Source organism: Bacillus cereus (assembly GCF_002567495.1).
Lineage (GTDB): Bacteria > Bacillota > Bacilli > Bacillales > Bacillaceae_G > Bacillus_A > Bacillus_A cereus_AQ.
Genome location: NZ_NVAP01000039.1, coordinates 19,440 through 45,025, shown reverse-complemented (window position 1 = coordinate 45,025; position 25,586 = coordinate 19,440). Strand labels below are relative to the sequence as shown.

Sequence of the window (25,586 nt, the reverse complement as noted above, 5' to 3'; positions counted from 1 at the left end):
TACAACCTTTTATTTTAAGACACCACTATATAAAATGCTTACTTCTACCTCTGGTTTAAATTTTACTTTTGCATAATCTTTATTCCAATTTTTTTTCTTCCATAATTCGGGGTGATAAGCGATAAGGTGTCTGCCGATACCGAAAGCATCACAGTTTGCTTTTTGTAACTTTTTCGTTATCTTTTGAGCTTCTTTCGTAAGTTGTTTAGATAATTCTTTATTTAGTTCTTTTCTTTCTCCCATTTTATACAGATTATCTCTTGGAGCCTCAAGTGCTATCACTTTTAGTTGAAGTTTAATGTGAGCATACACATTTCCTTTTTTATCTGTAGTTATTTGTAAGTCTCGTTTTAATTTCTTGTTACTCACTTCCATTGTTAAATAATCAGATGTCTTCTCTGATTCATCGCTAGTAAGCTTTTGGGTGATACGGGCACTTTTCCCCATTTTTCCGGTTAATAACACAAATAAAACAGTTTGTTTCAAAGGTAAATGTCCAGTTAATTTGTCTTTATTAAATAAAGCTAATCCGTCTGTAATAACTTCTTTTTCTTTTATTTTTATAGAGGGGAGGGTGAAGTCTTTACCTGGATCTAACATTTTTGTAGCAGCTGTCTCTAAAGTTTCTTTCGGAAATACGCTCATATCTTCTAAGCTTTTAACTTTTTTCTTTAGAAAATCTCCAATCAGTAAATTCCCTACTTTCTTTTTTTTGAGTATTTTGGAGGTGTCCCCATCTACTGAAATAAGTTTCACTAAAGCAGTTGGGTTTGTTGGGTCTCGAAAGCTGACATCTAAATAGGGTAATATACCTTTTTTTTGAATTTTTGTTCCTAATAATTGCACGCCATATTTAAAATAACGAATGTTCCCAGTCACATTTTTTTTCAGTGAATCGCTTGTATCTCTTATGTTATGTCCGGTAGCTGAATGTATTTCATTCTGGAATGAAGATTGTTCACCGCTGGAACTTTTTACGAGCTCAATTGTTTGCTGAAGTTTATCCTCTTCCGTAATATCATAACCAATACTATAAGCTAATCTCGCTTCTCTTAATGGTTCTTGATCCCAGCATCCAGAAAGGAATGAACTAGCACATAATATAAAAAGTAATTTAACTCTTTTTTTGAGCATACTGTTCTCCTTTCTTATTTCTTATTACTGAATAAAGTAGAAATAGAAGAGGGAGGACAACAATGAAAATATAGGTGAACTTATCAGTGAAAGTTGAAATTACCTTTAATTCTTCCGGGGTATCTATAAATAAGGCTACACTAAAAGCAATAATACCAACGATTGGAACAGCTTTTTTATGGTTAGTAAGATTGAATATATGTCCAATTCCGATTGAAGCAGCACAATAATAACTAGCAATAGAAGCCACAACGGTTATCATCCATATTGGTATGAATAGTAAATCAGTCCGGTCTATAATCCCGATATGCAAGGAGCGTAATAAGTAAGCAACCGGCTCTGGAATCAGTTCAATTTGCTTTGGACTAAATACGATAAAGCAAATCCAAACAGTAAAAGTATAAAAAAGGGTTACAAATCCATTAGCGATAGAAATTGCCTTCAGTTTTGCCGCAGAACTCCCGTTTACTTTTGGGAAAGCGATAAGAATAATTTCAAACCCATACATAGCTGTAATTGTTTCTTTCGATGCTTGAATAATATTCCACCACCCAGCTTCTGTAATGGGGAAAATATAAGAGAAATCAGCTCGGGAAAGCCCTAGGGCAATTAAAAGTGCCATCGGTAAAATGAGGATAGAGGCCATGACATAAAATCGTACGATGACTTTAAATGTATTATAAGCTACGTAACAACAAGCTATTGTAAATAGTATGAGAATGGCATACCAAGGAGTTGCTTGTAATATCCATACTTTAATGACATTACAAGCATTTAACATAACCGTCATACCGATAAGGGTAAAATAAAAAACATAAGCAAAACCTAATAGTTTTCCAAATTTATTACCAAATAGCATACAGACGCTTTCATACATATCTGCATCAGGAAATCGTTTTAAGAAAAGCCACATAAGTAAAATAATAAGTTGAATCGCAAGCCCAGCGATAAGAGCGGAAATCCATCCCCCACCTTTTGCTATTGGGTGAAGGCGATTTGGTAGAGAAAGTATACCGACCCCGATTTGGCATTGAATAACGAAAAAGGTAAATTGAACAAGTGAAATTTTATTTTGCGTGTTTGTCACCATCCTCATCCTCTCTCGTTACATGTTGGCGCTGCATTTTTTTTGGTTTTGGATCATGTGGACGTTCCCAAAATGACCAAATTGGTAGTCTTACAAAAGAATCTTTCATATCTTTGATTCGCATCGGGGCAACAGGAGAAAGATATGGTGTATGAAATGAATGAAGCTGGCATAAATGAACGAAAGTTATAATTAGACCAAATGATATTCCGACATATCCGAATATAGCAGCAAGGAGCATTAACGGAAAACGAAGAATCCGAACTGCAGAACTCATATCATTTGATGGAACAAGAAAAGATGAGATTGCAGTTAAAGCTACAACGATAATCATTGTATAAGAAACAAGTCCAGCTTTTACAATCGCATCACCAATTACTAAGCCACCTACAATACCAATTGTTTGTCCAACTCGGCTTGGCAAGCGGATACCAGCTTCCCGTAATAATTCAAAGATTAATTCCATTAAGAGAGCTTCAAAAATAGGAGGAAGCGGCACTTTTTCTAAAGAAGATTTAATTGTATAAACAAGTTCGAGCGGCAACACATCAGGATGAAAAGCGACGGTTGCGATATATATAGCTGGTAAGAGAAAGGCAATTAAGAAACTCACTAAGCGAATCATTCGGACGAAAGATCCAACAATCCAACGATTATTATAATCATCTGGTGATTGATAAAAAGCGAATAATGTAACAGGAACGATAAGAGCTGTTGGGTCTCCATCAGATAAAATAGCAACTCGTCCTTCCATTAAATTTGCAGCTACTCTATCTGGGCGCTCTGTATTTAATTGTTGTGGGAATGGTGAGAAAGATGTATCTTCTATAAATTCCTGTATGTAGCCTGGTGGCATGAGTGCGTCTGTCTTAATCATTTCTAACCTTCTTTTTACTTCTGTAACGAGATCATCATTAGCTATATTTTGCATATAAGCAATTGCCACTTTCGTGTGCATTTCTTCACCAAGTGTGAAATATTTAACGACGACATTTGGACTCTTTATGAGTTTACGAATCGAAGCTAAATTGGTTGCTAAATCTTCTACAAAACCGGTATGAGGTCCACGGACAATCCCTTCATTATCAGGTTCTGTTATATCTCGCTTTAAAGAAAGAGCCGTTTCAAAAATACAAAAGTTTTCGACATGTTCATGAAAATATAAAGATTTACCTTGTAATAAAAGTTGTACACCATAATTTAAATTCGTTTCTTTTTTCATATTCAATGTAGAAAAAGCTTTATCTAAATCTAAATCTGATCGTGTTAATAAAGGCTCAAGAGCTAATTGATGAATTAAATTTGGATCTGCTAAAGATTCGATATATATAATCGATCCTTTTCCGTTTTGAAAAGGGATATCTAATTTTTTTATATCATCAGAATGAGAAAGCTTATTTTCAATGTAATTAATATTCTCCGGAAGTGATGGAAACATATGCTTTTGTTTTTTACTCTCTTGTTGTTCTTTTTTCTCTGTCATAATTTCCACCTCTTTTAAAGTGCAATTGTTTCTGTTAATTTTTGTCGTTTGTGAGAAATTTATGCTTGAATTATTTTTTTAAAAAAGAGGGTTGAAAGTTACGTTACATTGTCTTTTGTGCATTATTCAATTTCATAGCAGTACTTCTCACATTTGTGTCGAATTAAGAAGATATATAGGAGGGATACATATGGAAATAGCTGTAGAACGTGTTTTTACAAAGGGAATTTTAGCAAGAGCGGCAAGGGAATTTCATGTAACAGTGGAAGAAAAGCCACTTGGAGATTTTGAGAATTATATTTTTAAGGCGAAGGATGATAATGATGAAGATTACGTATTACGTTTAACACATTCTTCTCATCGCTCTAAACAAGAGGTAGAGGCTGAACTAGATTTTTTACGATATGTTGCGGAGAACGGGGCAAAGGTAGCAGGACCTCTTTATTCAACGTCTCAAAATCTCGTAGAAGAAATCGTAGCAGAGGATGGAACGTTCTTTTTCGTGTCTTTATTTACATATGCAAAAGGCGAGCAAGTAAAGGGAGAAGAATCGTCTTATTGGGGAGATGCTTACTTTGAAGCATGGGGAAAAGCGATTGGACAACTGCACCGCCTAACAATGAACTATCCTAAAACAGACTATCGTGATACGTGGGAAGAGGACGAGAGTAGCATTGTGAATGAATTAGAAGATGAGAAGGTGAAAGAGATTGCTGCTGTATTAATGGATGAAATTAAGGCCCTTCCAGTTGAAAGAGAAACGTTCGGTCTTATGCACGGTGATATTCATCAAGGTAATTTTCATTATGATGGTAAAGAGCTAACAATCTTTGATTTTGATGATGCGGCTTATAATTACTTTATACATGATTTAGCGATGGTTCTCTATTACTCTGTTTTATTTACACCGTGGACAGTGGAAGAGAAGACTGATTTTTCTCGTAAACAGCTACAAGTGTTAAGAAAAGGATACGAATATGAACATAAGTTGGCGGATAGTTGGTATGAATCGTTACCGCTATTTTTACGCTTACGCGATATAGGTTTATATGGCACGCTCCAAAAGAAGTTTAAGGGGAAAGATATGCCAGATAACTTCCGGGAATTATCTGAAGAATTATATGAAAGAATTATACGCAAAGAAGCGATTGTGAATATATAATACATTTTGTTCAAAACAAAGTATATAAAATAAATATATACTTTGTTTTTTTATACAAAAATATGTTTGTTTTATTAAAATAATATTGTCATAGATTCAGTATACATTTATAATTTTTATATATTCTGAAAATTCTTTATAAAGAAGGAGGGGGAATATTGGAGGCTATCGTAAATTGGATAAATAATATTGTTTGGAGTCCAGCACTTGTTTATTTATGTCTAGGAGTAGGGTTATATTTTTCCATTCGAACGAGGTTTTTACAAGTAAGGCATGTAGGAGAAATGGTGAAGCTGACATTTAAAGGAGAAAAATCAGAGGCTGGTGTTTCTTCGTTCCAAGCGTTAGCGCTTTCGTTATCAGGACGCGTTGGGACAGGGAATATAGCTGGGGTAGCAACAGCGGTTGCATTCGGTGGACCAGGAGCTGTATTTTGGATGTGGGCAGTAGCCTTTTTAGGGGCAGGATCAGCTTATGTAGAATCAACACTCGCGCAAATATATAAGACGAAGCATCAAGGACAGTTTCGTGGTGGGCCTGCTTATTACATTGAAAAAGGTTTAGGTGTGAAATGGTATGCATTAGTATTCGTTGCAGCGACAATTATTGCAACAGGGCTCTTATTGCCAGGTGTGCAAGCGAATAGTATTGCCGTAAGTTTAGAAACAGCTTTTGGAATTAACACTACCGTATCAGGGGCTTTATTAGTAGTTGTATTAGCTATTATCATCTTCGGTGGCGTAAAGCGAATCGTTAACGTTGCACAAGTTGTCGTACCGTTTATGGCAGTTGGTTATATTTTAGTAGCTTGCGTTATTGTTGCTATGAATATTGAAAAATTGCCAGAAGCATTTATGTTAATTATAAGAAGTGCTTTTGCATTAGAAGCGGCTTTCGGTGGTATTATCGGTTTAGCAATTTCTTGGGGAGTAAAACGTGGTATTTATTCCAACGAAGCAGGGCAAGGGACTGGACCACATGCAGCAGCTGCTGCGGAAGTATCACATCCAGCTAAACAAGGTTTAGTGCAAGCATTTTCCGTTTACATTGATACATTATTTGTTTGTTCAGCAACAGCATTTATGATGATTATTACAGGCATGTATAACGTATTTGATGCAAGCGGAAAAAACTTTATCGTTAATAAATTAAATGGTGCTCAGCCAGGACCAGGATATACACAGGCAGCGGTAGAATCTGTTTTCCCTGGATTTGGAAACGGTTTCGTTGCCATCTCACTGCTATTTTTTGCATTTACAACAATTATGGCGTATTACTACATTGCAGAAACGAATATCGCGTACTTAAATCGTGATAAAGACCGCCCTTGGCTGTCTATGATACTAAAGTTTGTATTTTTAGGAGCTGTATTCTACGGCTGTATAAAAACAGCAGCAACGGCTTGGGCTTTAGGGGATATCGGTGTAGGGATTATGGCATGGGTAAATATCATTGCGATTTTACTATTACAAAAGCCTGCATTAGTTGCATTAAAGGACTATGAAAAGCAGAAAAAAGAAGGGAAAGATCCAGTATTCGATCCAGGACCATTAGGAATTAAAAATGCTGATTTTTGGGAGCATGAATACGGAAAAGATAAGAAGGAAGAAGTATCTTAATAGACTAGAAATGAAGAAGCAAAGGGAAAATCCCTTTGCTTTTTTTTATGGACAAAATGCAGCTGAAAGTTATTTTTTTGCCTGTTTTTGAATATAAAAGAATGTACATGCTTTGTTAGGGGAAGGGGGGAGTATGTTGATAGAGTTTCGTAATGTAAATAAATATTATGGTAGCTTTCAAGTTTTAAAAGATATTAATGTACAAGTGAAAAAAGGTGAAGTGGTAGTAGTTGTTGGGCCTTCTGGATCAGGAAAAAGTACGTTGCTTCGGTGTATAAATCAGTTAGAAACGATTACAGATGGAGCGCTAATTGTACAAGATACGGAGGTACACAATGCAAAAACAGATATGAATGAATTACGCCGAAATATTGGAATGGTCTTTCAACATTTTTATTTATATCCACATAAAACGGTTCTTCAAAATATTACACTAGCACCGATTAAAGTAAATAAAACTTCAAAAGAAGAAGCTGAGAAAACGGCGATGTTTTATTTAGAGAAAGTAGGAATACCGGAGAAGGCTAATGTATACCCGCATCAACTATCTGGAGGACAACAGCAAAGGGTAGCAATTGCTAGAGGGCTTGCAATGCAGCCGGAAATTATGTTATTTGATGAGCCTACGTCTGCTCTTGATCCAGAGATGATTGGGGAAGTACTTGATGTTATGAAAACGCTAGCTAAAGAAGGGATGACGATGGTCGTCGTCACGCATGAAATGGGATTTGCGCGAGAAGTAGCAGATCGGATCTTATTTATGGATGATGGCAAGATCATTGAGGATACAACACCGGCGCAATTTTTTGCAAGTCCTGAACAAGAAAGAGCGCGTCTATTTTTAAGAAGAGTGTTAAATCATTAAAGGAGGAATTTCATGCTTAAAATGAAAAAGTTAGTTACGTTAATCGTATTCTCATGTTTATTCGTACTTGTCGTTGCTGGATGTGGAAGTAAAAAAGATGAGGCGAAAGAAACGAATACGAAGCAAGGCGGGGCTGTGGAGCAAATTAAAAAGCGCGGGAAACTAGTAGTTGGGGTGAAGAATGATACGAACTTATTTGGATTGAAAAATCCTTCAACAGGGCAGGTAGAAGGATTTGATGTTGATATCGCAAAGGCGCTTGCGAAAAAAATCCTTGGAGATGAAAAGAAACTAGAATTAAAAGAAGTAACGTCTAAAACGCGTATTCCACTACTGAAAAATGGTGATATTGATGCGATTATCGCAACAATGACAATTACGGAGGAGCGTAAAAAAGAAGTAGATTTTTCAGATGTATATTTTAAAGCAGGGCAATCGTTACTTGTGAAAAAAGGAAGCAATATTAAGAGTATCGATGATATAAAACAAGGCGTTAAAGTATTAGCTGTAAAAGGATCAACATCTACAAATAACATTCGTCAAAAGTCACCAGAAGCGACTGTATTAGAATTTGAAAATTATAGTGAGGCATTTACGGCGTTAAAAGCAGGTAAAGGTGATGTTTTAACGACAGATAATGCAATCCTTTACGGCATGGCAAAACAAGATTCAAATTATGAAGTTGTAGGGAAAATTTTCACGGATGAACCGTACGGAATTGCAGTGCAAAAAGGTGCAGACGATTTCAGGAAAGAGATTAATAACTTACTAAAAGATATGAAGGCTAGCGGGGAGTACGATAAATTGTATGAAAAATGGATCGGTCAAAAACAAGAGAAGTAAAGTGAAACTTTATTTTTCTTGATAAATAGTAAGAGTGAGAGGATGAGCGTACTCATCCTCTTCCTCTTCTTGTAAAGAAAGAGGGGAGAGTATGTGCCTGATTTTTCTATATTAACGAATAACATTGATATGTATTTAGAAGGGTTTAAATATACAGTTATGTCTAGTGTAATTGCATTAATAGGAAGCTTTATTTTAGGAGTAATTTTGGCTGTAATGCGTATTGCACCTATTCGTATTTTAAATTGGATAGGATCAGCTTTTGTAGAGTTTGTAAGAAATATTCCACTCGTATTAATTGCATTTATATTTTATTTCGCTTTACCTGTAATAGGAATTACTTTAAATGGTTTTGTAGCAGGAACAGCTACGCTTACCGTATATACGGCAGCATTTATTGCAGAAGTCATTCGCGCTGGTATTTTATCAGTTGCAAAAGGTCAAATGGAAGCGGCGCGGTCTTCAGGATTAACGTATGTACAGGGAATGTATTATGTTGTTTTACCTCAGGCGATGAAAATCGTAATCCCTCCTTTAGGAAATCAATTTCTCAATTTAGTAAAAAACTCTTCCATACTTGGAATTATCGCTGGTACGGATTTAATGTATCAAGGAGACTTAATTTCAACGAAGACATTTGTTACGTTCGACGTCTATATATTTGTCGGGGTGTTTTATTTAATATTAACAATTCCGCTCAGTATGCTAGTGCGTTATTTAGAAAAACGCTTAGCAAAGGAGGCGGCGTAAATGGATTTTAAGGGAGCAATTACAGGAGATCATATTCTGTTTTTATTAAAAGGATTACTTATAACGTTAGAGGTAGCGCTCGTAGCAATTGTACTTAGTTTTATTATTGGAAGTGTAATCGGTATATTGCGTTACGCAAAAATACCTGTCGTTTCACAAGTGCTAGGTTTTATCGTTGAAGTGATTCGAAATTTACCGCTTCTTTTAATTATATTTTTTACGTATTTTGCACTTCCGGAAGCAGGGTTGAAGTTAGAAATTATAACTGCTGCAATAATTGCTTTAACAATATTTGAAGCTGCGATGATATCTGAAATCGTTAGAAGTGGTCTATTGTCTATTGAAAAAGGGCAGATTGAGGCTGCAAGATCTTCAGGATTAACATATGTGCAAGCGCTTTGGCATATTATTTTGCCGCAAGCATTAAGGAGAATGGTTCCACCGCTTGTTAGTCAATTTATTTCATTACTGAAGGATACGTCGCTAGCGGTTGTTATATCACTACCTGAACTTATGCATAATGCTCAAATTATTAGCGGACAAAATGTGAATTACATGATCCCGACGTTTATATTAGTGGCTTGTATGTACTTTATAGTAAATTATAGTTTATCAATTTTATCCAGAAGATTAGAACTCCGTTAACCCTTACAATATATGTGAGGGTTTTTTCCTTGTTTATCCTTATTTTCCTCTAAATAGAATCTAAATCTTGCAATAATTAGATTTTTTATATTATTTTATCAGAAAAGTTTTAATTTTATATAGAAATTGTAACCGCTTTCGTGTATATTTTTATTATCAGAAAATTTTAACAAGATATAGGGGTATGGTAGGGGGAGGATTTAGATGCAGCAACCAACGAATGAGAAATTACATCGTACGATGAAGAGTAGACATTTATTTATGATCGCACTTGGTGGTGTAATCGGAACTGGTTTTTTCTTAGGTTCAGGTTACACTATTAATCAGGCTGGACCAGGGGGAGCCATCCTTTCATATTTAGTGGGCGGATTTATTATGTATTTAACAATGCTTTGTCTTGGAGAGTTAACGGTAGCAATGCCGGTTTCAGGATCTTTCCAAAAGTATGCAACGAAGTTTATTGGACCAGGAACGGGTTTTATGATTGGCTGGTTATACTGGCTCGGCTGGGCAGTAACAGTAGGACTAGAGTTAACGTCAATCGGTTTAATGATGAAAAGATGGTTTCCGAATGTTGATGTTTGGGTATGGTGTCTCGTATTCGGCGTTATTTTATATGCTTCAAACGCAATTTCAGCGAAAAGCTATGCTGAATTAGAATTTTGGTTCTCTAGTATTAAAGTAGTTACAATTCTTGCATTTGTTGTTCTTGGTGGTAGTGCATTACTAGGGTTTATATCATATGACGGAAAAGAAGCAGCACCTCTTTTCTCTAACTTTGTAAGCGATGGCGGATTATTCCCGAATGGACTAGCTGCCGTATTACTTACGATGATTACGGTTAACTTCTCATTCCAAGGAACAGAGTTAATCGGGATTGCAGCAGGAGAAAGCGAAAATCCAGAAAAAACAATTCCACGTGCGATTCGTAATACAGTATGGCGTATTATGTTATTCTTCATTTTAACAATGACGATTTTAGTAGGGTTAATTTCTTGGAAAGAAGCAGGCGTAATTGAAAGTCCATTCGTAGTTGTATTTGATAAAATTGGTATTCCATACGCAGCGGATATTATGAACTTCGTTATTATTACAGCATTATTATCTGTAGCAAATTCAGGATTATATGCGGCAACTCGTATATTATGGTCACTTTCAAATGAAGGAATGGCACCAACATCTTTCCAGAAAGTAAATAAACGTGGTATTCCAATTACAGCACTAGTTGTAACGATTGCTGTAGCTGGTCTATCATTATTCACAAGTTTCCTTGCAGAAGATACAGTATACATGTATTTATTATCTATAGCTGGTTTATCAGCTGTATCAAGTTGGATCATTATTGCTTTATCGCAACTTCGCTTTAGAAGTCAGTATATAAAAGGCGGAGGAAAGTTAGAGGACTTAAAGTATAGAACACCACTATATCCAATTGTTCCAATTTTGGCTTTAATTACAAATAGCATTGTTGTTATTAGTTTAGCGTTTATTCCTGAACAAAGAATGGCGTTATATTGTGGTATTCCATTTATCATTTTCTGCTACATATATTATTATATGAGTAAGAAACGGAAGAAACCGATGAAAGTGGAGATGGAAAAAACAAATGAAACTAACAATCAAACACGATGATATAGAAGCAGATTTATCGTATGGCCAATTAGCGATTGGAAAAGAAAACGGGTATTCACCGTTACAATTACTCATTTCTTCTATCGCAGGATGTAGTGCAATTGTCTTTCGAACGATTTTAGAAAAGAAACGTATTACATACGATACGTTTACAATTGAAACGGAAATTGGTAGAAGTGAAGCTCTATCAAAACCAGTTGAAAGTGTTCATTTGCACTATAAAATTAAAGCACAAAACATTACAGAAGAGCAATTGGACAAGGCTTTGCAACTTGCAGTGAAAAACTGCACGATTGTTCAATCGGTAAAAGATAGTATAAAGGTTACGGAAACAATTGAATTAATAAAGTGAAATATAAAAGCGTGAGAATACGGCTCTCACGTTTTTATGTTTTTAACAGAGGGAGAAGTATTATGGAATGTTTAGGTTGTAAATTAGCAAACGAAGAGGAAAAAATATATAAAGTATATGAAGATGACTATGTAACATGCTTTTTAGACCATGAACCTTTCTATCCAGGACACACTTTAATTGTGCCAAAGCAGCATGTTGTTGAAGTGGACGAATTAGATGATGTTATAGCGAAATCAATTATGGATGCTTCTAAGCTGATTGCAAAAGCGATTAAATCATTATATAAACCAGATGGAGTTACAATTTGTCAAAATGGTGGAATCTTTAACGAGTTAACACATTACCATATGCATGTCGTACCAAGATATAAAGAGCGCTCGTTTGCTGAGTTTTATACGGTACAACCTGGAGAAAAGAAGAATCATAACTTGGAAGAGACAAAGAATTTGTTACAAGAAGCGATAGAGAAAATACTGATTACTGAAAAGGCGTAAGAGGGATGATTTGAAAGGAACAGTCAGGAAAATTCTAATAAACAAAAGCCCAATTTNNAAATTGGGCTTTTGTTTATTCTATTATTAAATTTTATCTATAAAAGAACTCTGCAGTGTCACAAAGTATATCGCTCATTCGTTATATAGAGTGAGAGGAGGAATTATATGAAAGTCACAGACAATGATTATGAAAAGATGGAAGAGCTATATGAGTTGTACGAACAAAAAATTTATTATGTAGCTTATTCCATTTTAAATAATATTCAGCAGGCTGAAGATGCAGTTCAAGAGACATTTATTACTCTTTATAAGAATTTGGAAAAGCTTCATAGCTTGGCTACTCAAGAGCTTAAACGCTACATTTTGAGGGTAGCGAAAAACAAGGCGATTGATAGTTACCGAAAAAATAAACGACATGAAACATTTTTAGAAGAATATGAAAGAGAATCAACAGAAGCAGTAGATGAAAATATTGAAGAGTGGGAAAAGCGTAAAATGTCCGAGGTTCAAATTGATACATTGCTAAAAGAGTTAAATGAATCTAACAGACAGGTATTTAAGTACAAAGTCTTCTATAACTTAACGTATCAAGAAATCTCAAGTGTCATGGGGATAACGGAGGCCAATGCCCGCAAGCAGTTTGAACGCGCTCGAAAACGAGTCCAAAATATGATAGGAGGTATACAACATGACGAATTCAAAGAACTCCAAAGAAATGTATGACCTTGCTGAAAAAATTGCTTTAGATGATTTGGATAAATCCGAAGAACAACATGAATTTTCACATACATATACGCGCAAAAAGAAATTGTTTATGGAGGAAATGAAGTTGAAAGATGGACAACCTCAGAAAAAGCGTAAAAAACATCGTATGTTAATCGCTGCTGCTTGCTTATTGATCGGCATGCCGACAACCGTTTTTGGTGCAGTGAAAGTTTATAATATGATTGTCAAAAAACAAAATTACGAAGTAAATGTGTCGGTAACAAATAAGGACACGAAAAAGGCTGATAAGTGGTATAAGCTGAAAATCGATAAATTACCAGAAAATATGGAAGCAATTGATGATAGTGCTATGAAATATTCATTTAAAGATAACGACGCAATGGGTGGATTTTCATTCGTTCTTTGGAGAGTAGGGGAGAATTCAGATTTTCCAACTCTGTACTCGAAAAGTTATGAAGAAAAAGAGATAAATGGTAAGAAGGCAGTAATTGTCCATAGAGAAACTGGTAATAAAGATTTAATGTTTAATAGAGTGATTTTTCTCTATTTTGAAGAAGAGGGAATTATGTTACAAAGTTATATTGGAAACGATATAAACGAAGAACAAACGATAGATGTGTTAGGGAGCATTTCACTTGAGCCCACGTCAAAAGAAAAGTCATCATATATAAGCGATTATGATAAAAAGTATTTTAGCCAAGAAGGTAAAACAACTAAGGTGATTTCTTTGAAAAAAGATAGTAAACGACTATTTCATATAGGTCAAAAGGTTCCAGTAACGATATCTATGGACAACAGCCAAATTGAATATGTGATAGAAAAAGTTGAAGTTTTTGATTCAATCAAAGATTTTAAGCAAGAAAACTTTAATGAAACGGGATTAGGGAGACTAAGCGAGAATCAAGCTTTGGATCAAGCAGGACAATTGATACCATATAGACGGGATAAATATAAAATTGGAAATGGTAAAGATTCAATTGATCAATTAGTAGAGACAAAATTAGTTCAGCCTAAATTTGTCTACTTGACAACAACAGTGAAAAACATTGGTAAACAGGTGACAGAAGAAATTTATATGCATCCATCTATAAAACAGCTTAAATCTGAAGGTAATGCATGGAAGTACGCTGAAGAAGCTGGAATTGCAGAAAGAAATATTATGACGGGCGAAGTTGATTATTTAGAACCTCACGGAGATGGAAAAAGCTTTTATAATATTGGTAGTATCACACCAGGGAAAACGGTGAAAGTTAACTTAGGTTATTTTGTAGATGAAGATAAACTAGATTCAATCTTCCTTGATGCTTTCAATTACAGAGGGACTGGCGACACTGAAAATATGAATGCGAAACATCGTTGGTGGTTTGACATTCGTCAACAGTCAAACAACTAGGAACAACTAGACTAAAAAGCTGCTTCTATTTAGCAGCTTTTTTCGTCTTCATACATATGTAAAACTTCTTTCGCACGCATACGTAAACCATCTATCAATTCTTTCGGTTCTAAAACTTTTGCATCTTTTCCAAGTCTATAAAATAAAGGGGTAATAAAATTGATTTCTCCTTTATCAATTGTTGAATGTATATATCCTGTCCCGTCTTCCGTTACTACAACGAACTCTTCAAGGTAAGGGACGCTTTTACATTGGCGTACGCCTTCTGTTGTCAGTAAAACATGTAACTGAGTAGGGCTGTGTACTACGTTAGAGCTAGAGGCAAACCACTCTTCTAAATTCATGAATGTCTCCTCATTTCCATCCGTTGATAATATGGAAAGAATTCGATCGGCGCGATACAGTAATATTTTTTCTACATTAAAATCATAAGCAGGTAAATACCATAAACCATCATGCGCATATACACCGATAGGATGAACGTGTTTTGTTTTGATCCCTGATTTAGATTCGTATTGAAAGTGTAGATTTTTATTTTCAATAGCCGCCGTTAACACTTCTTTTAAAAGTGGTGTATCAATTGTTCTCTTCGGATTCCAAAAGGCGATATAAGAACGTATTTTATCAACTTTCGTTTTCGCATCATGTTGTAGAGAGCTATACAGTTTATGCGTAACGGAATTGATTTCTGCGTTGAAAGGTAAGTCTCTGTAGTAGCTTAAAGATTGAAAGGCAAAAAAGATGGATACTGCTTCTTCTTCCGTAAATAAAATAGGCGGAATGACTCTATTCGTTAATACTTTATATCCTCCGTTGCGACCTTGTTCAGCGTAAATGGGTAACCCCATATCACTTAAATCTAAAATGTATCTATGAACAGTACGAACGGAAATATTAAATTCATCAGCTATTTCTTGCGCTGTAAATGTCTTTTTCGCAGAAGCAAATATAAGGATATCTAATAAGCGTTTAGCTTTTGACAAATGTATCACCTTTTTTCTTTTTAAACATGACATAAATTGTCGTGTTTTATTGTTAGTATATTGTTTACATCATAATGTTATCAAGATGAGATGTAAGGAGGAAAAAATATGTCACGTGAAATTGTTTTATTTATTGCGGCGAGCTTAGATGGATTTATTGCGAAAGAAGATGATGATTTACAGTGGTTAATGGAAACGGAAGGAGAGGGAGATAACGGTTATACAGAAATGTATGAAACAATTGATACAATAATTATGGGGAAAAGAACGTACGATTATGTAGTAGAGCATACAGAAACATTCCCGTACCTAGATAAAGCATGTTATGTTTTTTCTCGTTCAGAAAAAGGTTCAGACGGAAACGTGGAGTTTGTAAACGAAGATGTAGTGGAGTTTACTAAAAGGTTAAAAGCACAAGAAGGATCTAAAATATGGATGGTCGGTGGAGGAAGTCTACTGAGAGAGTTCTTTAAGAATAATCTAATTGACGAATATGTTGTTACGATTACACCGCATATATTAGGTTCTGGAGTTCCATTATTTCAAGAAAAGAATCCGGAAATTAATTTAACTCTAACGGATACGAAACGTTTTGGACAGTTTGTAAATTTATATTATAAAGTAAAACCTTAAAGGATAAAGAAACACGACTACTGATAGTAGCCGTGTTTCTTTATCCCGCATTAACGGGCAGTAAAAGCCTTCACTTTATATAGATGGAAATGAAATTGTAAAACAAGACCCATGATCAACTTCACTTGTGACTGTAATATTCCCGCCGTGTAGTTCTATAATTTCCTTCACGATAGAGAGTCCTAAGCCAGTTCCGCCTGTAGCGCGTGTTCTTGCTTTATCAACACGATAAAAGCGGTCGAAAATGTGAGAGAGGTCTTTAGGCGGAATACCTTCGCCTTCATCCTCAATTTTAATAGAAACACGTTTATGTTCCTCTATCACAGAAATATTGATATAAGAATGCTCTTTTGAGTGTCTATAGGCGTTATTTAAAATGTTCACTATCACTTGTTCGAATCGTTGTTCATCTAAGTTTACTAGTAGGGAAGGAGGACAAGTACAAGAAACTTTAATGTGCCTTTCCTTATACATGGCGTTTACTTTTTCAGTTATACGAGTAAGAAAAGGGTGTAATTGAACTTCTTTTACTTCGATAGAAAAGCTATGTTTCTCCATTTGGGCAAGTAAAAATAAATCTTGAACTAAGTTCGTAATATAATCAGACTCATCTTTTATAATAGATAAATATCGCAAACGTTGCTCAGGAGAGGTGCTTTCTTTTAATGCAATGTCTGCATAACCTCTTACGTATGTTAACGGTGTTCGCAATTCGTGAGCAACACTTGCTAGAAATTCACTTCGCTCTGTTTTCATATAATGTAGATCATTTGCGAGCGTCTGAATAGATGATGCTAGTTCGCCAATTTCGTCATTTCGAGTAGTCGTTAATGAAACAGATAAATCACCTTTACTCATTTTTTCAGTGGCATGTTTCATGTGTAACAATGGTTTGGTTAATAATCGAGATAATAGAAAAATGGTGATGACTGTTAGTAGAAATGTGATGATACCGGCAATAATGAATTGTTTCGTTAATCCATTAACCAGCTCTTCAATTGATCCTGTTCCAAGAAACATGTACACATAGCCTTCATGTTTTCCATCTACTACAATGGGGCTAACTGTACATATATAATTAGATGTTTTCCAGTGATTTTCTATAATCGCTCCATTATGGTCTGTTCGAGTTTGCATTTTACTAATATGATCTTTGATAGTCGAGTTTATTTCGTTAGATTTAGCTAGTATTTCTTTATTTGTATTTGTAATAACGACAGTTGTTTCAGCTTCAGATTCCATTAATGCTACGTGAGAGATGGTTTGTTCATCATAATATTTCTCAAGTACATCCCGGTGACTATTTCCTCGCTTTAATAAAGCCGTCATTTCTTCATTTACTCTAGTGTTTACGAGGCTATAATAAAGCAAAATAAAGAGAACACTTTCAATTAAAATTGTAACAATTAAAAAATAAAATCCGAATTGAATAGAAATTCGCTTCATTGTTTCGCTCCTAAATATTCGGTATCAACCCACCTATAACCTACCCCATACACAGTTTTTAAATGATGATCAATAGGGAAATTTGCTTTTCGCAATTTATCACGCAAATTACGAATATGTGAATCGACTGTGCGATCTTCTGTATTTGTGTTTAATCCCCAAATTCGTTCAATGAGCTGATCACGGCTTAATACATAATTCACATGGCGTAAAAATAACCCGAGTAAAGAGAATTCAATCGGTGTGAGAAGAAGTTCTTCATTATGGATAGAAACGAAGTGTTTTGTTTCATCCCATACAATACCGTGATATTGGATTTGTTTATGTTCATTTGTGCGCCTTAAAACAGCTTCAATTCTTGCGAAAAGTTCTTCTTCATGGAAAGGTTTCGTTACGTAATCATCCGCTCCGAGTTTTAATCCTTGGATGACATCTACTGTTTGATCACGAGCGGTAACCATAATAATAGGAACGTTACTAAATGAACGGATTCTTTTGCACGTTTCCCATCCGTCCATCTTTGGCATCATAATATCGAGTAAAACAAATTTAAAGTTTCGATTTTCTATATGTAAAATAGCTTCTTCTCCGGAAGTCGCACATACGCAGTTATATCCAATTGGAGTAAGATAAAGCGTTAATAATTCAAGCATTCTCGGTTCATCGTCTACGAGCAGTATATCAATCATAGAGAGCCCTCCATATTTATAATCGTTACTTAAAGTGTAATGCAAAATCATGAAGAAATGGTGCAGATTATGATGTGTCTGCATAATTTCTTCAGAATTGCTTGTTATTGTAGAGTTGAAATTACATTTTAGGTAATCATATTGGCTCAAAAATGATTCATACGGAGGCGGTATAGTGAAAAAAATAACCCGAATTTTTGGGATAACAATAATTACAGCAGTTGGTCTTGCTGCATGTGGACAAACGAATACAGACCATAAAAACCATGAATCTACAAAAGAGAAGAAAACAGAGCAAAAGGAAATGAAAATGAATCAGGAGATAACAGCGCCAAAAGAAATGAATGTGGGTGCATCCAATGATTTATTAACGATAAGTTTAAAAAATGTAACGAGATTAAATACAAATGATCCCCTAAAAATGGCAGTGTTAACTTCGCAAACGATATGGCCAGCAACTCATAAGGAGAACCAGCCAGGCGCTGTTATTTTAGTACCAGTGAGCGAGTGGCAATTAGGTATTGCAAGTGCAGACCTTATTCATCATCCGAATAACGGGCCGATTTTATTTATAGAAAAAGAAAAGATACCCGAAATGACATTAAAAGAAATAAAACGATTAAATCCGCTCGGAACGAAAGATGGAACACAAATTATGGTGATGGGGGATGTAGGTGCTGGCACGCTTGAACAATTAAAAGATTATAAAGTAAAACAAATAAAAGAAACGAACCCAGCTATATTTGCGAAAGATGTTGATAAAGAGTACGCCGATATAACGGGAAGTTATCCCAATAGCGTTATTGTCGGTTCGTCTGAGGAAGAAGGGCGTTTGTATACAACACCAGCTGTAAATTGGATTTCTCATATGCCAGAACCACTTCTATATACAGAAAAAGATAAAGTGCCAAAAGCGACAATAGAGGCATTAAAGATGAGAAAAGATGAAGCAAATATATATGTATTAGGGCCAGAAAAAATTGTTTCAAAAGAAGTAGAAAAAGAGTTAAGTAAATACGGGAAAGTAACGCGTATTAGTGGAGAGACCCCTACAGAAAACTCGATTGCGTTCGCTAAATTTAAAGATGAAAAAACAAAATTTGGCTGGGGATTCACAAAACCTGGTCACGGTTTATCATTTGTGTCAAGCAAAACACCAGATTTAGCAGTTGCAGGAGCACCTTTTTCACATATGGGTAAACATGCGCCTGTTGTACTGTTAGAGGAAGGGAAAGTTTCACAACCAGTGTATGACTTCCTTGCTACTATTCAGCCAAAGTTTAAAGATGATCCCACACTTGGACCATATAATCACGGCTTCTTATTAGGAAGTACGAGTGATATTTCATTTGAAACACAAGGAATATTAGATGAGAGATTAGAGATTGTTCAGGAAAGTGGTCAAGGTCACGGTGGACATTAATAAAATGAGAAAAGACGCTACGAGGATAGCGTCTTTTCTTTAGGAAACTTTTACATAGCAAAAAATCTTCTACTCGTTATATAATAGCCTTCGTGCAGTCGGTATGATTTTCTTACGGAGAAAATCAAATTATAAAGGAGTAGAGGAGTGGTATTTTGTTTCAAACAATAAAAAATGACTGGTTTTCTAATGTGAGAGGGGACGTGTTATCAGGAATTGTCGTTGCTTTAGCGTTAATCCCTGAAGCGATAGCTTTCTCTGTTATTGCAGGTGTGGATCCGACAGTTGGATTATACGCAGCCTTTTGTATTGCGGTTACCATTTCATTTGTTGGCGGAAGAACGGGAATGATTTCAGCTGCAACAGGTGCAATGGCATTATTAATGGTAACGCTTGTTAAGGATCATGGTTTACAATATTTATTTGCTGCGACAATATTAACAGGTATTGTCCAAATTATTTTTGGTGTGTTAAAACTTAGCTCATTTATGAAGTTTGTTCCTAAATCTGTTATGAGCGGTTTTTTAAATGCTCTTGGAATTTTAGTTTTTACAGCTCAATTGCCACAGTTTAAAAATGCAACTTGGCAAATGTATGCACTTGTTGCATTAGGACTTGCAATTATATATTTATTTCCACGTATTACAAAGGCTGTACCTTCTACACTTATTTCGATTATTATTGTGACGAGCATCGCACTTATGAGTGGATTACAGTTGAAGACAGTAGGGGATATGGGAAGTTTACCGAAAGAATTACCGTTCTTTAGTCTTCCTGATGTGCCATTTACATTAGAAACATTAGGTATTCTTTTACCGTACTCAGTTATGCTTGCAATTATCGGTTTACTAGAGTCGTTATTAACAGCTTCGGTTTTAGATGATATGACGCATACAGAAAGTAATAAGCATAAAGAGGCACGTGGACAAGGACTTGCAAACATTGTTGCTGGATTTTTCGGAGGAATGGCAGGATGTGCAATGATCGGCCAATCTGTGATTAATATTAAATCAGGTGGACGAGGTCGCTTATCAACATTTGTAGCGGGTGGATTTTTAATCGTATTACTATTCGTTTTAGGTGATTATGTCGTTCATATTCCGATGGCAGCTTTAGTTGCAGTTATGATTATGGTTTCAATCGGAACTTTTGATTGGAATTCTGTAGCAACGATTCATAAAGTGCCAAAAGGGAACGCATTCGTCATGATCGTAACAGTCGTGATCGTTCTTATCACTCATAATTTAGGATTAGGTGTAATTATCGGGACAGTAATTAGTGCAGTATTATTTGCGTTCAATATGGCAAAGATTCACGTGAAACATTTATATATTGAAAATAAGAAAATATACGAAATTCACGGTCAACTTTTCTTTGCATCTACAGCAGATTTTATAAGTGCATTTTCATTCGATGAAGATATAAAAGAAATCGAGATGAACTTTACTTATGCGCACGTATGGGACGATTCGGCAGTGGCATCAATTGATAAAGTTATCATGAAGTATGAACAAATTGGTGTGAAAGTAAGTATAACAGGATTAAATGAACGTAGCGCAAAACTTGTTACAAATTTAGCTATGTATAATAAAAGAATTGCTAGTTAGAAGCCTCCTTTTTAGGGGGCTTTATTATATAATACGAGTAGGATAACGAAAAGGGGATTCAGCATATGTACAAACAAATTATATTAGCATGTGATGGTTCTGAACACGCGCTTCGAGCAGCAGAGCACGCAACACATATTGCGAAATTTAGCGAAGAAACAAATGTTGAAGTTGTATATGTTGTAGATAATAGGACAGCAAAATCAGATATTATACAAGGTCAAACTGATTTAGAAACGATATCGGCTAGTCGAAAAGATAAGTTAAAAGAGATTGAAGGTTTATTAAAGAAAGAGAACATTTCTTATAAAATTACGATTTTACATGGTGATCCCGGAGATACGCTTGTTCAATATGTAAATACAGGAGATATTGACCTTGTTATTGCTGGGAGCAGAGGATTAAATACATTGCAAGAAATGGTACTTGGTAGCGTAAGTCATAAAATAGCCAAACGAGTGAAATGTCCGGTGATGATTATAAAATAAATTGAGTGATATAGTATGCAGTGTAAGTAGGACCTTGATATAATTCGAGGTCTTTTTTGCTGTATAAAGGGAGAGTAGGTGGACATACTAGATATATAAGTTTTAAAAAATATTAACTTACAAATTTGTAAGTTAGTTGTTAGAGAAATCGATGTTATGAAATTTTTCCCATTGGTAAAATAAAAGTATCAAAGGGGAGATAGGGAGGATGGAAGCAATGAAATCATTTCAAGGTTTGTCATATAGTCAAGGGGTAAGCTTAATTTGTTTAGGGGGATTTGCTGCATCTGTTACGTTAGCTGTTTTAATAAAGGTGTTTCATCAAATCTTTTAATTTTATAGTAGGGAAGGAATTGGTTGTTATAAAAGGTAAGAAAAGGATTGTAAATCAAAAATAGCTCTTAGCATGTATGTAAATGCTAAGGGCTATTTTTATGATTATTTTTCTACTTCTGGCTTTTCGCTTGTTACAGTAACGTCTTTCCATTTTGAAGTAATTTGGTTCACTTCAGTGTTGACATTAAAATCTTTCACGCGCTTATTAACACCTGTTAAATCGAATGTGTAATGAATTGGAATCATCGGTGCTTCGTCATGAATTAATTTTTGCCATTTATCGTATACTTCTTTACGATATTTTTCATCAGTAGCTTTTTCTGATAATCCTGCGTCTAATAACTTCGTATTTTCATCATTTACCCAGCGTTGGTAGTTGAATCCGGCATTTTTGCCCCATAGGCCAGAAAGGTCAGGGTCAGAGCCAGTGTTCCAAGCACCAGAGAAAATATCGACCTTCGGATCATCTTTTTTAATCATATCACGCATAGCATTAAATTCGTGTAAGCGTCCATCAACAAGTTCTACTTTTAAGCCGATATCTTTCCAAGATTGAATATAGAATTTTGCAAGTGGTTCACTTGTTTCACTACCGTTACTAGCTAGGAAGTTAATTTTAAGTTCATTACCTTTTAGATCCTCACGGAATCCATCACCATTCTTGTCTTTATAGCCAGCTTCATCTAATAGTTTTTTCGCTTTATCTACATCTAAGTTATATGCGCCAACATTGTTATTATGGTACTTTGGCATAGACGGTGGAATTGGAGAGTTAGCTGGAACACGAAGTCCGTGATATACTTTTTCTCCTAATTTTTCTCTATCAATTGCATATGCCATCGCTTGACGTAAACGAACGTCTTTGAATTTATCGTTATCCATTACAGCTTCATTCTTTGCTTTGTCCATATGTCCGAACTTAAATCCGATATAAGTGTAAGCAAGGTCAGTTTTACCAATTAGTTGTGTGTTTTTTAATTTACTTACGTTCGGATATTGGTCAGCAGTAATTGATGCAATATCAATATCACCTTTTTTCAGAGATGCACTAACAATAGATGGATTTACAACTTTTAATGTTACATTTTTCAGCTTAGGTTTGCCACCCCAGTAATCATCAAAGCGCTCATACTCAACTGATTCACCAGGAACGATTTTCTTCACTTTAAATGGACCGAACCCGATTGGATTTTGACGGATTTTATCAGATTCAGCTAGTTTTTCAATTGGTACATCGCCTAAATATTTTTTAGGTGTAGGATATGTCCAAATACCAGTTTTCAATGAAGGGTTTACTTCTTTATAAGTAATGGAAATTGTTTTTGGATCGACTACTTTAATACCGGAAATTTTGTCAGCTTTTCCAGTGTGATATTCTTCCATACCTTCAATCATTTGCATTTGTGTATCGTAACGGATACCTGTATATTTGCTATTACCAATTATTAAGTAAGAATATTCTAAATCCTCAGCAGTTAAAGGGTTACCATCGTGCCATTTTACATTATCTTTAATCTTAATTGTAATTGTTTTTTTATCTTCAGAAATTTTATAAGTTGCAGCACCGTCATTTGTAATTTCCCAGTTTTTATCTGTAGCTAATAATTGTTCATCAAAGAAATCCATAATCTCTGAATCTGGAGCAACTTCATACAATACTCTACTTAAAACACCAGCGAAAGGTGAATTTGAAACGAGTCCATAAGTTAATGATCCGTCTTTAATTTCTTTACCGTCATTTTTTACAGCAGCACTAAATTTATTTGTTTCTACTTTTTTTGTGTTTGCCTTTTTACTACCGCTATCAGCACCCCCACATGCAGATAGTAATAATGTTGAAGCAGCAAGTGTACTTAATACTTTGTACAGTTTTGGTTTGTTCATAACTTCTCCACCCCTTATCCTTTTCTTTGTCTCGCATCAGCCGCACGCTTTAACGCTTGACCAATAAAATTTATACACAGCATCAACACTAAAATCATGATTGATGCGGGTAACCAAATCCACCACTTTTCTTGCAATACATCTGGGTTAGTTGCGTAACTTACAAGTGTACCAAGACTTGGTGTGCTCTCTGGTAGACCGAATCCTAAGTAAGTTAAACTAGATTCAATTCCGATGTTACCAGCAAGATTTAATGTAATATTTACGATGATAATAGAACTTAAATTAGGTAATATTTGCTGGAAGATTATTTTCCAATTTGGTGTTCCTAACGTTTTTGATGCAGATACGTAATCAAGTTCTTTCTCAGTCAATACTTTAGAGCGTATAAGCCTTGCTTTTCCGACCCATAAGAAAGCGGTCATTATGAGAATAAATGTTGTAATATTGAAAGTTGGAACGAGTGAGATAAACACGATAACAATCATTAAGAATGGTAAAATCATCATGAAGTCGATAAAACGCATAATGATGTTATCGACAACTCCGCCAAAATAGCCAGCAATTAGTCCCGTCGTAAGACCGATAAGGGTTGCTAAAAGAGTGATGGCTAAACCAACTGTAAAGGAGTTACGTGTACCAATAATTAATTGTCCGAAAATATCACGGCCTCCATAATCAGTTCCTAACCAATGTTCAGCAGAAGGAGGGTCATAAATAGCGAACAAATCAACTCGGACGATATCTTCTTGCTTCATAATAAATGAAGTTGCGTAAACGGCTATTAATATTAAAGCTAAAAAGAATAGAGAAAACATTGCTAGTTTATCTTTACGAAACTCTCGCCACATAATGGAGAAACCAGAGGGGCTCTTTTCGTAATGAATGACTTCAGTTTGTTTTTCAGGATTTGCTAACATAACGTTTCTTCACCTCCATTAATCAATACGAATACGTGGATCAACGATGCTTAGAATAATATCGGAAAGAAGAGTCCCGAGTAGCGTTGCGAATCCAGTAAATAATACAAGAGCAGTTACGACACTGAAATCACGTTGAGTGATAGATTGGAAAAATAGTTGTCCAATTCCTGGATAGCCGAAAATATTTTCTAGAATAATAGAGCCTCCAACTAAACCTGTAATTTCATATCCTAAAAATGCTGCAATTGGTAAAAATGAATTTCTTAAAATATGTCTGGAATATACTTTAGATTCTGGTACACCTTTTGCTTTTACTGTGCGTACAAAATCTTTATGTTTCGTATCGATAATTTCACTTCGCAAATATTGTACAGTTCCTACAGTTCCAATTAATGCCCCAGATAAAGCTGGTAAAATCATATGATTGAATTTACTTAAATAGTAATCAAATGATCCTGTTGCAACTTGTGGATCAACGCTACCACTCGTAGGGAAAATTGGATATAAAAAGCCGAATAAGAATAACATTACTAATCCGAAAATAAATAGTGGTGTACCGAATCCTAAAAAGTTATAGAGCGTAATGAGTCGATCAGCCCACGTATCATTCCAACGTCCACTTATAACTCCAAGTGGAATAGCAATTAAGTAAGTAAGAATAAGAATAAGAAGAGCTAACAGTATTGTATTGCCAAGACGTTCCCCGATAATATCTGTTACTTTTATTTTATGTGCGTAAGAAATACCGAAATCCCCTTGTACAGCATTTGAAATCCACCTTACATATTGAGTGGGAATAGGATCGTTTAAACCTAGTTTTTCACGTTGTTCTTCGATCACTTTTGGATCGGCTTTTGGGTTTGCTAGTTCAGCGCCACTTAATGCATCACCTGGCATTGCCTTAGCCAGTGTAAAGACGAGTACGCTTAATATGAATAATTGCGGTATCATAACTAAAACCCGGCGTAATATAAATTTCCACATGT

General features: G+C 35.2%; 24 protein-coding genes and 1 pseudogene. 16 read left to right on the top strand and 9 right to left on the bottom strand.

Annotation, left to right across the window (positions count from 1 at the left end; all coding sequences use genetic code 11):
- Positions 1-9: 9 nt before the first annotated feature.
- From COK05_RS18440 to gerKA, 3 genes are read right to left on the bottom strand one after another with little or no spacing between them, the layout of a single operon-like run.
- Complete coding sequence (locus tag COK05_RS18440; protein WP_098613750.1) at positions 10-1,134, bottom strand: Ger(x)C family spore germination protein; 1,125 nt, start codon at positions 1,132-1,134, stop codon at positions 10-12.
- Positions 1,115-2,221: a GerAB/ArcD/ProY family transporter gene (locus COK05_RS18435; RefSeq protein WP_098613784.1), complete on the bottom strand. Its 1,107-nt coding sequence runs from the start codon at positions 2,219-2,221 to the stop codon at positions 1,115-1,117. Before COK05_RS18435 ends, COK05_RS18440 begins: the two co-directional genes overlap by 20 nt.
- Positions 2,202-3,704, bottom strand: a complete 1,503-nt coding sequence (gene gerKA / locus COK05_RS18430; protein ID WP_098613749.1) for a spore germination protein GerKA — start codon at positions 3,702-3,704, stop codon at positions 2,202-2,204. The genes COK05_RS18435 and gerKA overlap by 20 nt, the downstream gene beginning before the upstream one ends.
- Before the next feature lie 190 nt (positions 3,705-3,894).
- Between gerKA and COK05_RS18425 the strand changes: the two genes are divergently transcribed.
- The 11 genes and pseudogenes from COK05_RS18425 (at position 3,895) to COK05_RS18370 (ending at position 14,188) form a co-directional block, all read left to right on the top strand.
- Positions 3,895-4,866 carry a phosphotransferase enzyme family protein gene (locus COK05_RS18425; protein ID WP_098613748.1) on the top strand — a complete coding sequence of 324 codons (972 nt, stop codon included), beginning with the start codon at positions 3,895-3,897 and terminating at the stop codon, positions 4,864-4,866.
- 158 nt (positions 4,867-5,024) lie between these two features.
- Complete coding sequence (locus COK05_RS18420; protein ID WP_088095136.1) at positions 5,025-6,485, top strand: alanine/glycine:cation symporter family protein; 1,461 nt, start codon at positions 5,025-5,027, stop codon at positions 6,483-6,485.
- Positions 6,430-7,350: pseudogene (locus COK05_RS18410) on the top strand (amino acid ABC transporter ATP-binding protein). Before COK05_RS18420 ends, COK05_RS18410 begins: the two are co-directional and overlap by 56 nt.
- 12 nt (positions 7,351-7,362) lie before the next feature.
- Positions 7,363-8,193: a glutamine ABC transporter substrate-binding protein GlnH gene (glnH, locus tag COK05_RS18405; RefSeq protein WP_098613746.1), complete on the top strand. Its 831-nt coding sequence runs from the start codon at positions 7,363-7,365 to the stop codon at positions 8,191-8,193.
- A gap of 93 nt (positions 8,194-8,286) precedes the next feature.
- Positions 8,287-8,943, top strand: coding sequence for an amino acid ABC transporter permease (locus COK05_RS18400; protein WP_098613745.1), 657 nt, complete (start codon positions 8,287-8,289; stop codon positions 8,941-8,943).
- Positions 8,944-9,588, top strand: coding sequence for an amino acid ABC transporter permease (locus COK05_RS18395; protein ID WP_098613744.1), 645 nt, complete (start codon positions 8,944-8,946; stop codon positions 9,586-9,588).
- Positions 9,589-9,792: 204 nt separating this feature from the next.
- A complete protein-coding gene (locus tag COK05_RS18390; protein ID WP_001187114.1) occupies positions 9,793-11,220 on the top strand; it encodes an amino acid permease in 1,428 nt (475 codons plus the stop codon).
- A complete protein-coding gene (locus COK05_RS18385; RefSeq protein ID WP_006918002.1) occupies positions 11,195-11,572 on the top strand; it encodes an OsmC family protein in 378 nt (125 codons plus the stop codon). Before COK05_RS18390 ends, COK05_RS18385 begins: the two co-directional genes overlap by 26 nt.
- A gap of 11 nt (positions 11,573-11,583) precedes the next feature.
- Entirely contained in the window at positions 11,584-12,069 is a 486-nt protein-coding gene (locus tag COK05_RS18380; RefSeq protein WP_141539157.1) for an HIT family protein, read from the top strand.
- 165 nt (positions 12,070-12,234) lie between these two features.
- The gene (locus COK05_RS18375) at positions 12,235-12,792 is read left to right on the top strand and encodes an RNA polymerase sigma factor (protein ID WP_098613742.1); all 558 of its coding nucleotides are present in this window, start codon (positions 12,235-12,237) and stop codon (positions 12,790-12,792) included.
- Complete coding sequence (locus COK05_RS18370; protein ID WP_098613741.1) at positions 12,758-14,188, top strand: anti-sigma factor; 1,431 nt, start codon at positions 12,758-12,760, stop codon at positions 14,186-14,188. Before COK05_RS18375 ends, COK05_RS18370 begins: the two co-directional genes overlap by 35 nt.
- Before the next feature lie 29 nt (positions 14,189-14,217).
- On the opposite strand, the gene COK05_RS18365 is transcribed toward COK05_RS18370, so the two are convergent.
- Positions 14,218-15,204 (bottom strand): helix-turn-helix transcriptional regulator, encoded by a 987-nt coding sequence (locus COK05_RS18365; protein ID WP_141539156.1) that lies wholly within the window; start codon positions 15,202-15,204, stop codon positions 14,218-14,220.
- 75 nt (positions 15,205-15,279) lie between these two features.
- On the opposite strand from COK05_RS18365, the gene COK05_RS18360 reads away from it, so the two are divergent.
- Positions 15,280-15,804, top strand: a complete 525-nt coding sequence (locus tag COK05_RS18360) for a dihydrofolate reductase family protein (RefSeq protein ID WP_098613739.1) — start codon at positions 15,280-15,282, stop codon at positions 15,802-15,804.
- 75 nt (positions 15,805-15,879) lie between these two features.
- On the opposite strand, the gene COK05_RS18355 is transcribed toward COK05_RS18360, so the two are convergent.
- A complete protein-coding gene (locus tag COK05_RS18355) occupies positions 15,880-17,250 on the bottom strand; it encodes a sensor histidine kinase (RefSeq protein ID WP_098613738.1) in 1,371 nt (456 codons plus the stop codon).
- Positions 17,247-17,939: a response regulator transcription factor gene (locus COK05_RS18350; RefSeq protein WP_098613737.1), complete on the bottom strand. Its 693-nt coding sequence runs from the start codon at positions 17,937-17,939 to the stop codon at positions 17,247-17,249. The genes COK05_RS18355 and COK05_RS18350 overlap by 4 nt, the downstream gene beginning before the upstream one ends.
- A gap of 175 nt (positions 17,940-18,114) precedes the next feature.
- Here COK05_RS18350 and COK05_RS18345 point away from each other — a divergent pair, with 175 nt between their 5' ends.
- From COK05_RS18345 to COK05_RS18330, 4 genes are all read left to right on the top strand, one after another.
- A complete protein-coding gene (locus COK05_RS18345; RefSeq protein WP_098613736.1) occupies positions 18,115-19,362 on the top strand; it encodes an ArsR family transcriptional regulator in 1,248 nt (415 codons plus the stop codon).
- A gap of 155 nt (positions 19,363-19,517) precedes the next feature.
- The gene (locus tag COK05_RS18340) at positions 19,518-20,969 is read left to right on the top strand and encodes a SulP family inorganic anion transporter (protein ID WP_098613735.1); all 1,452 of its coding nucleotides are present in this window, start codon (positions 19,518-19,520) and stop codon (positions 20,967-20,969) included.
- A 65-nt stretch (positions 20,970-21,034) separates the two neighbouring features.
- Positions 21,035-21,457 carry a universal stress protein gene (locus COK05_RS18335; RefSeq protein ID WP_098613734.1) on the top strand — a complete coding sequence of 141 codons (423 nt, stop codon included), beginning with the start codon at positions 21,035-21,037 and terminating at the stop codon, positions 21,455-21,457.
- 217 nt (positions 21,458-21,674) lie between these two features.
- Positions 21,675-21,791 (top strand): DUF4027 family protein, encoded by a 117-nt coding sequence (locus COK05_RS18330; protein ID WP_141539155.1) that lies wholly within the window; start codon positions 21,675-21,677, stop codon positions 21,789-21,791.
- 104 nt (positions 21,792-21,895) lie between these two features.
- Here the strand turns inward: COK05_RS18330 and opp4A are convergent, their stop codons facing one another.
- Genes opp4A through opp4B form a run of 3 tightly spaced genes read right to left on the bottom strand, consistent with a single transcriptional unit; the run spans position 21,896 to position 25,584 of the window.
- Positions 21,896-23,677 carry an oligopeptide ABC transporter substrate-binding protein gene (opp4A, locus tag COK05_RS18325; protein WP_098613732.1) on the bottom strand — a complete coding sequence of 594 codons (1,782 nt, stop codon included), beginning with the start codon at positions 23,675-23,677 and terminating at the stop codon, positions 21,896-21,898.
- 14 nt (positions 23,678-23,691) lie between these two features.
- Complete coding sequence (locus COK05_RS18320) at positions 23,692-24,597, bottom strand: ABC transporter permease (protein ID WP_000880730.1); 906 nt, start codon at positions 24,595-24,597, stop codon at positions 23,692-23,694.
- 18 nt (positions 24,598-24,615) lie between these two features.
- Positions 24,616-25,584, bottom strand: a complete 969-nt coding sequence (gene opp4B, locus COK05_RS18315; RefSeq protein ID WP_098613731.1) for an oligopeptide ABC transporter permease — start codon at positions 25,582-25,584, stop codon at positions 24,616-24,618.
- Positions 25,585-25,586 lie beyond the last annotated feature (2 nt).

Bases quoted from the DNA above. Each gene is read 5' to 3' on its own strand.
- COK05_RS18440 (WP_098613750.1), bottom strand. From the start codon at position 1,134: ATGCTCAAAAAAAGAGTTAAATTACTTTTTATATTATGTGCTAGTTCA.
- gerKA (WP_098613749.1), bottom strand. From the start codon at position 3,704: ATGACAGAGAAAAAAGAACAACAAGAGAGTAAAAAACAAAAGCATATG.
- COK05_RS18425 (WP_098613748.1), top strand. From the start codon at position 3,895: ATGGAAATAGCTGTAGAACGTGTTTTTACAAAGGGAATTTTAGCAAGA.
- glnH (WP_098613746.1), top strand. From the start codon at position 7,363: ATGCTTAAAATGAAAAAGTTAGTTACGTTAATCGTATTCTCATGTTTA.
- COK05_RS18395 (WP_098613744.1), top strand. From the start codon at position 8,944: ATGGATTTTAAGGGAGCAATTACAGGAGATCATATTCTGTTTTTATTA.
- COK05_RS18390 (WP_001187114.1), top strand. From the start codon at position 9,793: ATGCAGCAACCAACGAATGAGAAATTACATCGTACGATGAAGAGTAGA.
- COK05_RS18385 (WP_006918002.1), top strand. From the start codon at position 11,195: ATGAAACTAACAATCAAACACGATGATATAGAAGCAGATTTATCGTAT.
- COK05_RS18375 (WP_098613742.1), top strand. From the start codon at position 12,235: ATGAAAGTCACAGACAATGATTATGAAAAGATGGAAGAGCTATATGAG.
- COK05_RS18370 (WP_098613741.1), top strand. From the start codon at position 12,758: ATGACGAATTCAAAGAACTCCAAAGAAATGTATGACCTTGCTGAAAAA.
- COK05_RS18365 (WP_141539156.1), bottom strand. From the start codon at position 15,204: ATGTCATGTTTAAAAAGAAAAAAGGTGATACATTTGTCAAAAGCTAAA.
- COK05_RS18360 (WP_098613739.1), top strand. From the start codon at position 15,280: ATGTCACGTGAAATTGTTTTATTTATTGCGGCGAGCTTAGATGGATTT.
- COK05_RS18355 (WP_098613738.1), bottom strand. From the start codon at position 17,250: ATGAAGCGAATTTCTATTCAATTCGGATTTTATTTTTTAATTGTTACA.
- COK05_RS18350 (WP_098613737.1), bottom strand. From the start codon at position 17,939: ATGATTGATATACTGCTCGTAGACGATGAACCGAGAATGCTTGAATTA.
- COK05_RS18335 (WP_098613734.1), top strand. From the start codon at position 21,035: ATGTACAAACAAATTATATTAGCATGTGATGGTTCTGAACACGCGCTT.
- COK05_RS18330 (WP_141539155.1), top strand. From the start codon at position 21,675: ATGAAATCATTTCAAGGTTTGTCATATAGTCAAGGGGTAAGCTTAATT.
- opp4A (WP_098613732.1), bottom strand. From the start codon at position 23,677: ATGAACAAACCAAAACTGTACAAAGTATTAAGTACACTTGCTGCTTCA.
- COK05_RS18320 (WP_000880730.1), bottom strand. From the start codon at position 24,597: ATGTTAGCAAATCCTGAAAAACAAACTGAAGTCATTCATTACGAAAAG.
- opp4B (WP_098613731.1), bottom strand. From the start codon at position 25,584: ATGTGGAAATTTATATTACGCCGGGTTTTAGTTATGATACCGCAATTA.